Source organism: Rheinheimera sp. 1928-s (genome assembly GCF_029269265.1).
Lineage (GTDB): Bacteria > Pseudomonadota > Gammaproteobacteria > Enterobacterales > Alteromonadaceae > Pararheinheimera.
In genome coordinates this window covers 463257-477415 of record NZ_JARIXP010000005.1, presented here as the reverse complement: position 1 = coordinate 477415, position 14159 = coordinate 463257, and the positions used below count along the sequence as shown (strand labels likewise).

At 45.5% G+C, this 14159-nt stretch carries 19 protein-coding genes; 8 read left to right on the top strand and 11 right to left on the bottom strand.

Features of this window, described 5'->3' with window-relative positions; all coding sequences use genetic code 11:
- Positions 1–86: 86 nt before the first annotated feature.
- The gene (locus P3C17_RS15215; protein WP_300930219.1) at positions 87–959 is read left to right on the top strand and encodes a DUF1080 domain-containing protein; all 873 of its coding nucleotides are present in this window, start codon (positions 87–89) and stop codon (positions 957–959) included.
- 53 nt (positions 960–1012) lie between these two features.
- On the opposite strand, the gene P3C17_RS15210 is transcribed toward P3C17_RS15215, so the two are convergent.
- Positions 1013–1441, bottom strand: coding sequence for a hypothetical protein (locus P3C17_RS15210; RefSeq protein WP_300930218.1), 429 nt, complete (start codon positions 1439–1441; stop codon positions 1013–1015).
- A gap of 306 nt (positions 1442–1747) precedes the next feature.
- On the opposite strand from P3C17_RS15210, the gene P3C17_RS15205 reads away from it, so the two are divergent.
- Positions 1748–1936: a hypothetical protein gene (locus P3C17_RS15205; protein ID WP_300930217.1), complete on the top strand. Its 189-nt coding sequence runs from the start codon at positions 1748–1750 to the stop codon at positions 1934–1936.
- A 113-nt stretch (positions 1937–2049) separates the two neighbouring features.
- Here the strand turns inward: P3C17_RS15205 and P3C17_RS15200 are convergent, their stop codons facing one another.
- A complete protein-coding gene (locus P3C17_RS15200; protein ID WP_300930216.1) occupies positions 2050–2646 on the bottom strand; it encodes an FMN-binding negative transcriptional regulator in 597 nt (198 codons plus the stop codon).
- 6 nt (positions 2647–2652) lie between these two features.
- The gene (locus P3C17_RS15195) at positions 2653–3048 is read right to left on the bottom strand and encodes a GNAT family N-acetyltransferase (RefSeq protein ID WP_300930215.1); all 396 of its coding nucleotides are present in this window, start codon (positions 3046–3048) and stop codon (positions 2653–2655) included.
- A 90-nt stretch (positions 3049–3138) separates the two neighbouring features.
- On the opposite strand from P3C17_RS15195, the gene P3C17_RS15190 reads away from it, so the two are divergent.
- Positions 3139–4578: a PLP-dependent aminotransferase family protein gene (locus P3C17_RS15190; protein WP_300930214.1), complete on the top strand. Its 1440-nt coding sequence runs from the start codon at positions 3139–3141 to the stop codon at positions 4576–4578.
- 343 nt (positions 4579–4921) lie between these two features.
- Positions 4922–5635 carry a DUF445 domain-containing protein gene (locus tag P3C17_RS15185; protein WP_300930213.1) on the top strand — a complete coding sequence of 238 codons (714 nt, stop codon included), beginning with the start codon at positions 4922–4924 and terminating at the stop codon, positions 5633–5635.
- Between the two features lie 51 nt (positions 5636–5686).
- Here P3C17_RS15185 and P3C17_RS15180 read toward each other — a convergent pair whose 3' ends face one another.
- Positions 5687–6475, bottom strand: coding sequence for a PhzF family phenazine biosynthesis protein (locus P3C17_RS15180; RefSeq protein WP_300930212.1), 789 nt, complete (start codon positions 6473–6475; stop codon positions 5687–5689).
- Between the two features lie 109 nt (positions 6476–6584).
- Here P3C17_RS15180 and P3C17_RS15175 point away from each other — a divergent pair, with 109 nt between their 5' ends.
- The 3 genes from P3C17_RS15175 to P3C17_RS15165 all read left to right on the top strand — a co-directional run bounded on the left by P3C17_RS15175 (position 6585) and on the right by P3C17_RS15165 (position 8069).
- Positions 6585–6974 carry a cytochrome b562 gene (locus P3C17_RS15175; protein ID WP_300930211.1) on the top strand — a complete coding sequence of 130 codons (390 nt, stop codon included), beginning with the start codon at positions 6585–6587 and terminating at the stop codon, positions 6972–6974.
- A 69-nt stretch (positions 6975–7043) separates the two neighbouring features.
- Positions 7044–7487 carry a MarR family transcriptional regulator gene (locus tag P3C17_RS15170; protein WP_300930210.1) on the top strand — a complete coding sequence of 148 codons (444 nt, stop codon included), beginning with the start codon at positions 7044–7046 and terminating at the stop codon, positions 7485–7487.
- Between the two features lie 72 nt (positions 7488–7559).
- Entirely contained in the window at positions 7560–8069 is a 510-nt protein-coding gene (locus P3C17_RS15165) for a DUF1993 domain-containing protein (RefSeq protein WP_300930209.1), read from the top strand.
- Positions 8070–8175: 106 nt separating this feature from the next.
- On the opposite strand, the gene P3C17_RS15160 is transcribed toward P3C17_RS15165, so the two are convergent.
- The 4 genes from P3C17_RS15160 to P3C17_RS15145 all read right to left on the bottom strand — a co-directional run bounded on the left by P3C17_RS15160 (position 8176) and on the right by P3C17_RS15145 (position 10406).
- Positions 8176–8961, bottom strand: coding sequence for a transporter substrate-binding domain-containing protein (locus tag P3C17_RS15160; RefSeq protein WP_300930208.1), 786 nt, complete (start codon positions 8959–8961; stop codon positions 8176–8178).
- An 83-nt stretch (positions 8962–9044) separates the two neighbouring features.
- Positions 9045–9947, bottom strand: coding sequence for a DMT family transporter (locus tag P3C17_RS15155; RefSeq protein ID WP_300930207.1), 903 nt, complete (start codon positions 9945–9947; stop codon positions 9045–9047).
- Between the two features lie 23 nt (positions 9948–9970).
- Positions 9971–10150, bottom strand: a complete 180-nt coding sequence (locus tag P3C17_RS15150) for a DUF2496 domain-containing protein (RefSeq protein WP_300930206.1) — start codon at positions 10148–10150, stop codon at positions 9971–9973.
- A complete protein-coding gene (locus P3C17_RS15145) occupies positions 10137–10406 on the bottom strand; it encodes a late competence development ComFB family protein (RefSeq protein ID WP_233080117.1) in 270 nt (89 codons plus the stop codon). The genes P3C17_RS15150 and P3C17_RS15145 overlap by 14 nt, the downstream gene beginning before the upstream one ends.
- Positions 10407–10572: 166 nt before the next feature.
- Between P3C17_RS15145 and P3C17_RS15140 the strand changes: the two genes are divergently transcribed.
- Positions 10573–11676 (top strand): tryptophan 2,3-dioxygenase family protein, encoded by a 1104-nt coding sequence (locus tag P3C17_RS15140; protein ID WP_300930205.1) that lies wholly within the window; start codon positions 10573–10575, stop codon positions 11674–11676.
- A 182-nt stretch (positions 11677–11858) separates the two neighbouring features.
- On the opposite strand, the gene P3C17_RS15135 is transcribed toward P3C17_RS15140, so the two are convergent.
- From P3C17_RS15135 to P3C17_RS15125, 3 genes are read right to left on the bottom strand one after another with little or no spacing between them, the layout of a single operon-like run.
- Positions 11859–12818 (bottom strand): histone deacetylase, encoded by a 960-nt coding sequence (locus tag P3C17_RS15135; protein ID WP_300930204.1) that lies wholly within the window; start codon positions 12816–12818, stop codon positions 11859–11861.
- Positions 12791–13381 carry a primosomal replication protein PriC gene (gene priC, locus P3C17_RS15130; RefSeq protein ID WP_300930203.1) on the bottom strand — a complete coding sequence of 197 codons (591 nt, stop codon included), beginning with the start codon at positions 13379–13381 and terminating at the stop codon, positions 12791–12793. Before priC ends, P3C17_RS15135 begins: the two co-directional genes overlap by 28 nt.
- Positions 13378–14157 carry a TSUP family transporter gene (locus P3C17_RS15125; RefSeq protein ID WP_300930202.1) on the bottom strand — a complete coding sequence of 260 codons (780 nt, stop codon included), beginning with the start codon at positions 14155–14157 and terminating at the stop codon, positions 13378–13380. The genes priC and P3C17_RS15125 overlap by 4 nt, the downstream gene beginning before the upstream one ends.
- Between the last annotated feature and the right edge of the window lie 2 nt (positions 14158–14159).

Below are 14159 nucleotides of genomic sequence, written 5' to 3'. Positions count from 1 at the left end.
TTTATCCCTACTTCATTATGTAAGCGCTTTACATTTTGCGGTTAAACTGGTATCCAATTGAAATCATTCACTATTGGATAAAAGCTATGAAACTTAAACTCCTCTGTTTTTCCATCGTCTTGTGTAGTTATTCCGCAGTAGCTGCCGACTGGCAACCCTTACTGGATAAAAACCTCAGCCAGTGGGATACCTACTTAAGCTATAAGCATAAGGAGTCTTATGACGGTTCTGTGCCTAAAGATGAGCAGGGAAATCCTATAGCTCCTATAGGTTTAAATAGGGGCAACGACGTACATAAAGTTTTTACTATGCAGGAAGAAAATAACGAGCCAGTGCTTAGAGTCAGTGGTGAAATTTATGGCGCTGTGACCAGTAAAAAATCCTATAAAAATTACCATTTAAAACTGCAATTTCGTTGGGGTGAGAAAAAGTGGCCACCTCGTCTGAATAAACTCAAAGACAGTGGCATTTTGTATCATGCAACGGGTGAGCACGGTCAGGAGTACTTTCGTTCCTGGATGTTGTCACAGGAGTTCCAAATCATGGAAGGTCATAACGGCGATTATTGGCAACAGGCCACATCGGCTATTGATATCCGCGCTTATCAACCCGAATTTATTATGAATGCAGTAGCTGATGAGACTCAGCCCTTTATCAAAGTGGGCAAAGGAGAAGAGTTGCAGGGTTTTGTACTGCGTAAAGAAAACCATGAAAAACCTGCAGGGCAGTGGAACACGCTGGAGCTTATTGCTTTTGAAGGGCAAAGCCTGCATATAGTGAATGGTCATGTGGTGATGGTGTTGCGTAATTCCAGATATGTCACGCCAGAAGGCAAAACTGAACCTTTAATTGAAGGCAAAATTCAGCTGCAAAGTGAAGCCGCAGAACTGTTCTACAAAGGCATACTAATCAAACCTTTAGAGCAAATGCCAGCAGAATACAGCAAGCTGTTTTTATAAAAAAGGCAGCCAAATGGCTGCCTTAACTTCAATGCGCTAGTCGAACAAGAACGTCAGAATTTATAGCCAGCGTTAAAGACTGCGACAGTTCTGCTGTCGCCATCACGACGGCCACCATCGTAATCTGCAGTGCCTAAACCACCACCTAAAGTCCAGCCACGACCGCTAAAACCGCTGAAGTGGTAATCATAAGTGGCCAGTAATAAAGCTTTGCTATCAAATACATCGGAACCCGACGCATATTGAGCACCAAATACGTGCTGACTGCCTGCAGATGGCGCTATATGAAAACCTACAGCTGCACCGCCTACACCCACACCCACGTAAACAGCCATATTGTCTTCGCGGTACATAAATTTACCGCCTAAGTCGCCGTATTGAGAGCCAAAACCTGCGGATGGTACAAATTCACCGGCCTGAGCAACGCCTGTTGCGAATACTGTTGCGACGACCAGGGTGGCCAGAGTTAATTTAATTTTCATTGTTATGATCCCTCTTTCAAACACATACCGGGAGTTGCCCGGTTCAGATAAGGCGGCAGTGTACCTTGGTTAACTGAACGGCAGCTTACTGCTGTTGAGCCTGGTTTCGCAGAAGGATTTGGCCAAAAAATCAGGGGATAATGACTGGTTAAAAAACAAGCATTCAGTTCAGCTTAGGCTCATCTTTACGGGAGCAAACTAAAAATCCACCTGCCAGTGGGCTCTGTAATGAAGTTTAGATTTTAGTCCTTGGCAGTCTCAATACCACAAGGTATTAGCTTAAGTAAAAAGACAGGAGTGCATCTTATGAGTGCAATCAAACAACAGAAAAGTGCGCAACCCTTTAGCTTTGACGCCACTAAGAACGATACAGATTTAACCCAGCAAGAGCGCCGGGCTTTAAGTTTAGTCTGGAGTGATGCTGAGTCAGAGCCTGTGAAATCCAAAAGTCCTGACTTCACTACAGATCACTGTGCTGAGCTTGGTTATAACTAGGCCGATGTGCCACCACTCATCTGTAGTTCTGGTTTTAGTCAGTACTCAGGCAAGGCAGTCGCTGGTTTTATACTGGGCCCGCAGCTGTCTTCTGCCTTGCTTGTTTTTCGCTGTCAGTTGCTTTGATACAAAGCCAGCTGTTGCATCAGTTGCCAGACGCTTTGAGGCTGCTCCGTCGCCTGCAAATAGTCGCCTACTTTTTGTCGTAGTTCTGCTGATTTGTTCTGCGAGAGCTTCATTTTCCCAATGACGCTGCTGATCTCTATCCGCACCCCACAAATACCGTTCACCAGCTTTTGCTGATAATCCGCAGATTGCAGCATGTCGGGTGCGGAAAAGCTTTCCTGCCTGCGTACTAAAGCCAGAGTTTGTGCTGTATCTAAAGTAAAAGCTGTGCCTTTAAGTTCGACCAGGCTGTAGTTCCAGGTTGAAACAGCCTGCTCATCGCCATAACAGTCTGCTGCGACAAAAGCATGAGGCCCCATAATCACAATCTGCACCTGCTGATCATTAAGCTGCTTTAACTGCGGATTAGTGCGGGCCAGATGGCAAAATACAGTCAGATGATCGCCCTGCCAGTCCATTAAAAATGGCAAAGGGCTGTAATACAAATCCGGGTTGTTACTCAATAGCAAACCAAAATAATGCTGCTGTAAAAAGGAGCGGATCTGATCTAAATCGTCGCTCTGAAAGTGTTTAGGTAAATACATAGTGTTTTAGCTTTCCCTTTTGGCTACAAAAGCATTGTGGCATAACTGATAACCTACTTTGGGGTAATAACTCATCGCGCTTTCGGCACTGTGCAACAACTGCTGCACTTGCGGCCCTGTCACCAGTTGCACCTGACGTAACAACTCTTTACCTATGCCTTGTTGTTGCAGGCTTTTATCGACCAGTAAATCGCAGATATAGACCACCCATGCTTTGTCCGTCATGCAGCGGGCTAAGCCAACCAATTGACCATTTTGCCGCGCTGTCAGCAGTAAATTCGCACTGGAAAGCAGGGTTGCCATACGGCTTTTATCCTCTATGGGCCTGTTAATACCTGAGGCTTTATACAAGGTCAGCATTTCTTCTAAATCAAAACTGGATTCCACTTGATAACTCAGCATATACATTCCTCTTCGCTTGTAGAAGACGCTGTTTTATCGCTAAACTGGTTCTATAGAAAGTGCCAGTTTTGTCAAAGTGAGAGATCCAGTTTGCGTATAGAACTTGGAAGTTTTTTTCTGTCCGGTCAGGGCACTCTGCAGCAGCAGCTGTATCAGGCATTACGAGAAAAGCTGCTGACAGCGCAGTGGCCTGCAGAGGCATTATTGCCCTCTAGCCGTCAATTGGCTGTGGATTTACAGTTAAGCCGCAATACGGTCAATCAGGTGTTGCAACAACTGGTGGCTGAAGGTTATTTGTTGGGCCAGCCAGGCCGGGGTTATCAGGTGCTGGCTGTGGCTCCTGATCAATTTTTTCAGGCAAACGGTCATGCCCAAGTAGCGTTGGATCCAGATCAAATAACAGTATTTGATTATGGGGTTACAGCCAAAACCGGGCCTGCTTCGGGTTTGCTGCAAACCGGAGTGCCTGACTTATCGGCCTTTCCTTTTGCCTTGTGGCAAAAGTTAACTCAACGTCATAGTGGCAGAAGTGCTTTAGCTGGTATGGCTGATGCTATGGGATATTTGCCACTGCGCCAGGCGCTGAATCATTATTTACGCCAGTCCCGTCAGGTGGTGTGTGATGAAGAGTGTATTTTGATCACACCAGGCGCTCAGGCCGCTTTATTTATTGCCACTAAGCTGGTGAGTCAGGCAGGGGATAAAGTGGCGATGGAATCCCCTGGTTATCCTCGTTTACGGCAGGCATTGCAGTTATCCGAAGCCGATATTCATTACATCGATGCCAGTTCAGACACAGGGCTTGCCACTGCAGATCTCAATGGTTTGAACGGTTGCAAAGCCTTGTTTGTGACTCCGGCTCATCAATACCCCATGGGTGGCATTATGCCGCTGTCAGAACGGTTGCTTTTGCTTGAATGGGCCAGGCAACAGCAATGCGTTTTGGTCGAAGACGACTACGACAGTGAGTTCCAGTTTAAACACAGACCTATTGCCAGCTTGCAGGGACTGGCGCAAGGGCAGGGGGTGATCTATGTTGGCTCCTTTAGTAAAACTTTGTTTCCTGCACTGCGTTTAGGGTATCTGGTGTTACCCAATCAATGGGTCGCGAAAGCCGCTGCTTTATTACAGGCTTTGTATGGCGACGTCGCTTTATTGCCTCAGGCAGTGACGGCGGATTTTATGCTTGAAGGGCATTTTGGCCGGCATTTGCGCAAAATGCGTCAGCTGTACCAGCGCAAACAACAGTTTTGCCTGCAACTTCTTGCAGAGTTTCTGCCACAAGCGAAGTTACACGCCCGTTATGCCGGTTTACATATCAGCCTTGAGTTTCCCTATGAAGTGGCAGATCTGCAGCTAACGGCCGAATTGTTAAAAGCAGGCTACAGAGTGCAGCCTTTGAGCCGTTATGTATTTGCAGGTTCTGCGCGCACTGGGTTGGTGATAGGCTTAGCCAATAGTTCAGAGCAGCAACTGCGGTCAGGTGTACAGTTCATTGCACGTTTACTGCCTTTGTATAAAAAAGTCTGAAAAGCATAAATTATTGCTTAAATTGCAAATGGGAATTATTATCATCTGAGTTGTTTTTACTGAAGCCTATACACCTGATGACAGAACCCAAGCCACAAAACACACCCAATAAACTGTTTAAAACTATACGGCAATTGCTGGGGTTTGCCGTTGTACTGACAGGTGCCCTGGTCTTACTGCTTGAAAGTTTTGCTCTGATCCCTGGTTGATACTCCGGTTCTGGTTACACATCTGTGGATCAGGCCTTGGTGCTTTCAGCCGCAGCCAATAAAATCCTGCTCTTGTTGTTCTACTGTACACTGATTACAATCGCCGCCATTTCTGCTGTTAGTTTGGAGTTCTGATGAATAAAAGTCTTTTAACCAATCTGTTGTCTTTAGTACTGATGGCTGCTGGCTGGTTTTTCGCCTTACCATGGTTATGGGCTGTAGGGTTGTTTGCCTTTTCCGGCGCTGTCACCAACTGGCTGGCCATTCATATGTTGTTTGAAAAGGTGCCCTTGTTATACGGTTCAGGCGTGATACCAGCTCGTTTTTCTGAATTCAAACAAGGTATTTATGATCTGATCATGGGGCAGTTTTTCAGCAAAGAAAATCTGCAGCGTTTGCTTGCTGAGCAACATGAGCAAGACGCAGTCAGCTTAAAACTGGCACCTGTCATTGAAGCTATCGACTTATCACCTGCTTTTGATGCCTTGCTGGAGACAGTACAAAAATCTTCCTTGGGTGGCATGCTGGCGATGTTTGGCGGAGCTCAGATGCTTGTACCACTGAAAGAGCCTTTTATCGAAAACCTGAGCCGTTCTTTAATTGAACTGGCCGATAGCCCTGAAGTACAGCAGCAAATTAAAAACCAGCTGCATCAAGGCGATACTATTGATCTGTTGCAGCCTAAAATTGCCGCTGTAGTGGAAGGTCGTTTAGCTGAGCTGACACCTCAAATGGTAAAAGACATAGTGCAACAGATGATCCGTCAGCATTTAGGCTGGTTGGTGGTCTGGGGCGGTGTCTTTGGTGGCTTGATAGGTTTATTAAGCAGCTTTATTCCTGCGATTTGATTAAAACAATAGTAAGGGCAGAGTTGTCTGCCCTTACTATCAAAATGACAGTTAAGCTAAAAAAATCTCACCCTGTAAATAGAGTTTGGCCTGACCCGAAACCAGTACTCTTTCACCTGCTAATTCACAGCGCAATACACCGCCTCGTGCCGATGCCTGATAGGCCATCAACTGAGTTTTGCTAAGCTGTTCTGCCCAATAAGGCACTAAACCCGCATGAATGGAACCTGTCACAGGATCTTCATCGCCGCCATTGGCAGGCCAGAAATAACGTGAAACAAAGTCGTAATTTGTGCCCTGCGCTGTGGCAACCACATCATAAGGCGCCAGCTTTTTCAGTTCATGGCTGTTGGTCGTTAGCTGCGTTACCTGCTCTTCATCGGTATAAATTGCAAAATAGGCCTGAGCGCTTTGCAACACCAAAGCCGGAGCTATGGATAATCCGGCCATCAAAGCATCTGGTGCCGAGACCGCACTGGCTGGGCGTTTAGGGAAATCCATTTGGATCCAGCCATCAGCCTGTTGGCTCACCACTAAGTCACCTACTTCTAAGGTGCTGAAGCGAAGAGCTGTGCTGCTATTTTGTGCAAATAATACAAAAGCCGCAGCTAAGGTGGCATGACCACAAAAATCAATTTCAGTGACAGGAGAAAACCAGCGGATCTGATAATGATCTTTCGCCAAAGGCAATACAAAGGCGGTTTCAGATAAGTTATTTTCGGTGGCGATTTGCTGCATCAGTTCATCACTAATGGCCTGTTGCAAAGGCACAACGGCGGCATAATTGCCTTTAAATAGCTGATCGGTAAAAGCATCGACCTGATAAATCGGAAGTTTCATAGGCGTCATTCCTCTGTCTGACCTTAAGTTGCTGCATCATAGCTCAGAAATACACAGCGTAAGGATTGAACTTGCTTATAATACCCCAGCATTTTTTTGAGGATTTCTGATGAAAGTAGTAATTTCTGTGGTGATAACAGCTGTGTTGTTGTGTGGCTTTGCTTTTGCGAATGATGTGGATATGGAAAAAACCATGAAGCAAATGGCGCTAAACTTTAAACAAGCCAAAGAAGCGCAGTCAGTGGAACAGATGACGCTGGCATTAGCTAGTTTTGAAATTCAATTACTGCAGGCACAACAAGGTAAATTTCAGGCGGACAAAGCAGAGCTGTATCAGCAAGGTTTAAAAGAACTGGCTGTTGAAGTGGATCAAGCCCAATTGTTGTTAGAGCAACAGAATTTGGAAGGGGCGAAGCAGCACCTGCTGAAAATGGATGAACTGCGAAAAAAATACCATAAACATCGTAAACCCAGCTTCTGGCAACTGATTTTTGGCTAAGCTCTTAAGCTCGATTTTAAAGCTGAACTCAAGTATATTGCACACAATTCAATTGAGTCCGGCTATCTGATGATTACAGAAAACGAAGATTATTTAGTATTGGAAAAACAGCTGTGTTTTTCACTCTACAGCGCCAGCCACCGACTGGTGCGCAGTTACCGATTATTGCTGGAACCTTTGGATTTGACCTATCCGCAGTATCTGGCAATGCTGGTGCTGTGGCAGCAACCAGAACTGAATGTCAAAGAATTAGGTGAAAAACTGCATCTGGACTCTGGCACTTTAACTCCTTTGTTAAAACGATTGGAAACTAAGGGTTTAGTCAGTCGAACCCGCAGCCAGCAGGATGAACGTGTGGTGCATATTCGCCTTACTGAACAGGGGCTGTTGTTAAAAGCACAAGCCAGCCATATTCCAAAAACTATTTTTCAGCAATCAGCAATGCCGTTAGAGCAGTTGCAGCAGTTAAAACACAGTTGCGATCTGTTATTTCAACACCTCGAAGCCTTGTAATAACTTTTCGCATCCCCATTTCAATCATCAGATCCTCGCAGAGTGCAGGATGGTTTAAATGAGGCAAAAAGCATGAGTTTATCTTTTTACAGCGCGTCAGTTCCGGTCTTTAAGCAGTTCCTTACCAGTTTAAAAGACTTACTGGTTAAAGCTGAAAAGTTCAGCCAGCAAAAAGATCTGGCCGATGCAGTGTTGCTGCAATCGCGTTTATACCCTGATATGTTTCCGCTGGTACGCCAGGTACAAATTGCCGCTGATTTTGCTAAAAGTGTCTCGGCCCGTTTAGCTGGTGTTGAAGTGCCGGGTTATGAAGATACTGAACAGACTTTTGCAGAACTGCAGCAACGTCTGGATAAAACTCTGGTTTTTCTTGATACCTTAAGCGCAGAGCAATTTGCTAATGCCGCAGAAAAAGAAATTGTATTGCGTGCTGGTACACCAAAAGAAAAACGTTTTACCGGTACTCAATATTTAGCTCAATACGGTTTGCCACAGTTTTATTTCCACGTCACCACCAGTTACGCTTTGTTGCGTCACAATGGTGTTGAGGTAGGCAAAAAAGACTATATGGGCCAAATCTAGGTGATGTATGGGCGGGTCTTGTACCCGCCCGTCTTGCGTTCAATTCTGCCTAGGGCTATGGTATGAAGCCAACACAACTGTGGTTTTAAGTGCGACGGAGTTTGGCTTACTCGAAGTGCAAAATGCCATCAATAGCTTGTGTATTGATATTGTGATAATGCTTTAAAATCATCTGCCATTTTTCCGCAATAAACTGCTGCTGACCACTTTGACGGAATTTTTCTGCAGCTAATTTCCAGCTTTGCATCAGTTTTTGATCTGTGCCTGATTTCGACATCAGCAGATAAACCTCTGAAGTTCGGAGTTTATACACAGCTTTAATGTCGTCTGCTTGCAAGCCTTCTTCCCATAACAAATGTTGGATCCCCTGGCTTTCGTAAGCAATTAAATCCAGCCGACCCGAACGCAACCTCTGAATATTTTGCTGATGGTTGACTGAAGGATGCAGGTTATGGAACTCTTGTTCCAGCAACCATTCTTCTCTGATATCCCCTCGAACCACACCTATGGCTTTGACCTTACGCAACTGATCCAGCGTTTGAATTTGCACAGGACTTGAACTCAGAGCATAGACTGACCAGGTTTTAACCACCAACTGTCCAATCCAATAAAACTCATTTTCTCGTTTTTCAGTTCGGGAAAAACTGAATAACAGGACATTAGGTTCAGTGCGGGCAATATGAATAGCGCGCGCTTCAGGCATGACTTCGATTTTAGTGTTGTCATTCAGGCTGCGTTGAATAGCTTGCACCACTTCAACAGAAAAACCTGTCAGTTGGCCGTGGCTATCCAGATAACTGGCTGGAGGTTCTACTACTGTGATGATGCGCAAGGCCTGACTTTGCAGAGCGAAGCTGATAAGAAAGAAAAAAACACCCACAATCCATCGCATAGTCTGCGTTCTCTGAGAAAGAAACACTGTACTAGGTATAGTCAGATTTCACAGTGCTGACAACAAAGACTTATCACAAGTGTTCAAAGACGGACAAGACGTCTTAACTTTGCTGCCGGCAACAAAATAATTAAATTGCCTAAAGCGACAATACAAACCCCAATAAGAGCTGACCAGCTCCAATGATAATTCTCAAACAGGGTGGATATGCCTAAAGCAACAATAGGAAACAACACCATAGTGTAAGCTGCTTTGGCTGGGCCAATACGACCCACCAGCGTGAGGTAGGCACCAAAGGCCAGTACTGAGCCGAATAACGACAGATACAGCAAAGACAGATTAAAATTAAGACGGGTATCGAAAACCGGCATAATACCCTGTACTAAGGCTAATACCGCTATCATGCCGGCGCCATAAGCCATACCAAACACGTTACTTTGCACCACAGGTAAATGCTGTTGCTGGTTTTTGGATGACAGCATATTGCCAAGCGAGGCGATATAAGTACCAGCAATACTCAGCACTAAACCCCAAAAGGCAGAACCATTACTTTCCAGCCCCGCTAGTTCTGGCCAGAACACAAAAGCTATACCCAAAATACCCAACAAGGCACCCAGCAGGGTTTTGATTTCAATGGGGCGGCCAAAAAATAAAGCTCCGTTGAGGATATTCATCAGCACTATGCTGGAAAACACGACCGCGATCAGACCACTGGTTAAATTTGAGGTAGCCAAATAAATAAGCAGGTAATTTAAGCAAAATAAAAACAGACCTTGCAGCGCCATCCAGCCGTGCTGGCGGCGGTTAAAACTCAAAGGCAATTTACGCCATAAACACCAGAACCAGAGTAATAAAGCAGCCAGTCCAAAACGATAGGCGATAGACCACATCTCCGGCACATCGCCGAGCTGAAATTTAATAGCATAAAAAGTCGAGCCCCAAATCAATACAGTAGCAAGATACAAGGTAATGGAATGGGTCAGCATACTGCCTCAGGATACATGGGTATTTAATTGGCTTGCGAAGCAAGTGTGGTCAGTTTCTTCTGGAAATCGCGTTGTACTATGGCCAGARCTGCCAGCACTGTTTCTGTTGGCAAATCCTGTTGTTCCAGCAACAGGATCAGTTCCACTGCCAGCTGCACCTCAAGGGGGGCTTCAGATAAAGCCGGAGTTTTAGTTTTTGTCACGTTGGGTGTCTAAGAAACCTTTGGCTTTGGCAACAGCTTCCCGCACTTTCATCACCATTTCAAAACGTTCAGTCTGAGGCAGGTAAAAAGCCATATCCACTTCGTAACGAATATATTTTGGCGGTAGCTGATTCAGCACTATGCAGCATAAATCGGCCAGATATTCGGTGTCGTACTCATCATCCAGACGTAACTCCACTAGATGGTCCAACAGAAGTTTTTCGTAATAGTTATGGATATCGTCATCTAACTTCATCTGTTACTCCTTGTGTGCCTGGGCTTTATGCCCCTGCCGCTGACTACTTAACTGAACCTAAGCATAATCAGTTCGGTTATAAAACGCTACCAGCAGATGTTAACTTCTGGTCGTGCTGATAGAATAGCGCGGTCAAAACAACAGGCTGTGGCCTAAGATTAAAAAAATGCAAAAGAATACAACCCCTTGTTACTACGGTGACTACCTACAACTGGACAAAATTTTAACTGCCCAGGCGCCTGAAAGTGCAAAGTATGCCAACGAAGCTCATGATGAAACCTTGTTTATCGTGGTACATCAGGTCTATGAATTATGGTTTAAACAAGTGCTGCATGAACTGAAAGCTGTACTTGGCGTGTTTGCTGCAGACGAAGTGAAAGATCAGCAACTGACAGGGGTAGTGCATAAACTTAAGCGGGTTATTACCATTCAGCAACTGATGAACCAGCAAATTGGCGTGATGGAAACCATGACGCCTCAGGATTTTATGTCGTTTCGCGACTACCTGGTGCCAGCCTCTGGTTTTCAAAGCGTGCAATTTAAAATGCTGGAAATTGGCCTGGGTTTAAAAAGCGAATACCGTATCGACTTTGATAAAAACTCTTTTTACAGCCGCTTAAACGAAAAAGACCGGAGCTTTCTAGAAAGCTTGGAAACTCAGCCGAGTTTGTTTGAGCAAGTTGAAAAGTGGTTGGAACGTATGCCATTTTTACAATTTGGCGACTTCAGCTTCTGGCAGATGTATCAGCAAGCAACAGAGAAAATGCTGAACGAAGATGAAAGCACTGTGCTGTCGATTGAACAGATAGCTGAACATGAACGTGAACTGCAGCTAAAAGAAATTATCAATACCAGAGCCAAGTTTGCCGCCTTGCTGGATAAAGACAAATATGCAGAACTACAGCAACAAGGTAGCTTCCGTTTAAGTCAGCGCGCTATGCTGGCCGCTTTGTTTATCACCTTGTATCAGGAAGAACCTGTGTTTAACCTGCCATTCCAGGTGCTCACCTGCCTGACTGAAATCGATGAAAATATGACAATTTGGCGCTACAAACACGCCATGATGGTGCAGCGTATGCTGGGAACTAAGATTGGTACTGGTGGATCGTCAGGTCATGATTATTTAAAACGCACCACAGAAAAAAACCGTATTTTTACCGATTTATTTCATATGGCCACGTTCTTACTGCCAAAATCGGATTTACCTGAACTGCCTTTGGCAGTGCGTAAACAATTGGGGTTTTATTTCGCTGGCGCGCAGCAGGTTTAAGCCGCGGGCGCGGGTTTATCCCCGCCCGTCTATAATTCCAAACAAATCTCTATCGGGTTTTATTACAGCCTGCAGGGTAGGGTGCAATCGACGCGAAGCGGCATTGCACCATGACGCCACAGCACAACCTCAAACAATCACCTTATAGCGGATTGCCTGTGGCGAATCCACCCTACCTTGTTTCAAGCACGTAAAGCATGAAACCAGCGGTTTGTATTTGGCAACGACAAACCGCTGATTTTAAAGGCGGCATAAAATAGTTGTAGATGAATTTGAGTCAAAGCCTCAAGATCACGTTGATAACCGCCGCCAATCACAGCTGCTACCGGAATGCCTCTGTTGTGACATTCGTTGAGTACATACCAATCCCGCTCTGCAACTCCAGCTGTACTGATATGTAAAAGGCCTAAATCGTCCTGCCGATGAATGTCGATACCCGCATCATAAATCACTAAATCTGGCTGATGAATACGCAATAAATAATCCAGACTCTGTGTCACCGCTGCCAGATATTCGTCGTCGGTGCAGGCTGTGGGCAAACCTAAATCCCAGCTGGATTGTTGTTTACGGGAGGGAAAATTCTTTTCGCCATGCAAGGAGGCCGTGATAATAGCGGGCTCATCAGCAAAAATTGTGGCGGTGCCATCGCCCTGATGCACATCACAATCAAAAATCAGCACCTTATCCACGCCTTGGGTTAAGGCATAGCGTGCCGCCACTGCTAAATCGTTAAATAAACAAAAACCACTGCCTTCACCTGCAAAAGCATGGTGATAACCACCACTTAAATGCAAAGCTAAACCTTGCTGCAATGCAAGCTGGACCGTTTGTACTGTGCCACCGACCGAAGTTAAAGAGCGGGTCACTAATTGTTCAGACCAGGGAAAGCCTATACGGCGCATGGCTTTACTATCGAGCTGACCGGAGATGAGCTGTTCTGCATAAAAAGCCTGATGTACTGATAATAATTGTTCAGTGCTGGCGATTTGAGATGAAGTGAATTGAGCAGCTGGCACACCCAACTCTAATAAAGCTTGATATAAAGCCTGATATTTACCTATCGGATAGCGGTGTTTAAAAGGCAGTTCGAGTTGGCTGTAAATCGGGTGATAAATCAGCCCCGGCGGTTTTGTTCGGACCACTGAATTTCTACCTCTAATTCACTTAAAGCTTTACGGCAGCGGCCTAAACGGGCGTGAATGGCTAATACTCTGTCGGCGCTGGTGTCCGCTGAACCACCGGACAACTGGCGTTGTTCCAGTTCCAGCATATCCAATAAACGTCGCTCAAAGCCTTGATATTCCGAAAGCTGCTGATACAACTCCTGAGTGGTGCGGCGTAACTGCCCAACCATAGCCTGAGCTTGTTCTGACGCATTAGGTGAAGTAGGGCGTTTTTTTCCTTTACCGGGCAAGTAACGTAAGTCTTTGGTTTGAAAAGCCCGGCTTAAGGCCTGAATTTGTGCGCTGAGTTTAGCTGCCAAAGCCTGAGCTGAGCTGGTGCGCTGCTCAGTGCTCAGCTTTAAGCGTTTGAGCATAGCTTCGGCTTCAAGCACATAGTCAGTTAAAAAAGGCGAATGCGATTGAAACAAGTTGCTGTCAAACCAGGCTTTTTGTTGCCAGCTGCTTTGTTTACCGTCAATTACTTTGGCTTGTTGGGTCAGCTGTTTAAGTTGTTGCTCAAGCGCTGCCAATAAGTCTTTCATCCATTGCTCCAGGCTTGCCATAACAAGCGGGCGGTAATAGCTAGTACCATAGTTAAAAAAATCGGCCTGATAAACTTACTGCCAAAACGTATCGCTGAACGGGCACCAAAATAGGACCCAAGCATTAAACAAGCCCCCATGGCCAAACCCAATGTCCAATAAATATGACCAAGCCAGGCGAAAGTCACCAGCGCAAATACATTACTGACACCATTCATAGTGCGAGCTACACCGCTGGTCAACAGCAAGTTAATTTTATACAGTGCCATGGTCGACACCATCCAAAACGCGCCAGTACCAGGACCTGCCAGGCCATCATAAAAACCTAAGCTAAAACCCTGAGCGCGTTGCTGCCAGAAATGTTTAGGCGTCTGCTCTGGTAAAGTCAATTGATCGTCTGGCTGCATTTTTACCACCAGGCTATATAAAGCTGCGATGACGATAAAAAACGGAATAATACGTTCCAGCCATTCTTTGCTGATTAAGTCCACCACTAAAGTGCCACAAATGGCGCCAATAGCAGTAAATATCAGCGCTGTGCGCCAAAAGGCAGGATCAAAAAGTCGTCGTCTGTAATAAGTGACTGACGCGGTAATGGAACCAAAAGTGGCTGCCAGTTTGTTGGTGCCTAACACCAGATGAGGTGGTAAACCTGCCGTCAGTAATGCTGGGACAGTCAATAAGCCACCGCCTCCGGCCACAGCATCAATAAAACCTGCGACTAAAGCGACTGCACATAAAGCGGCGACTACCCAAAGTTCTAAACCTAATTCCATTG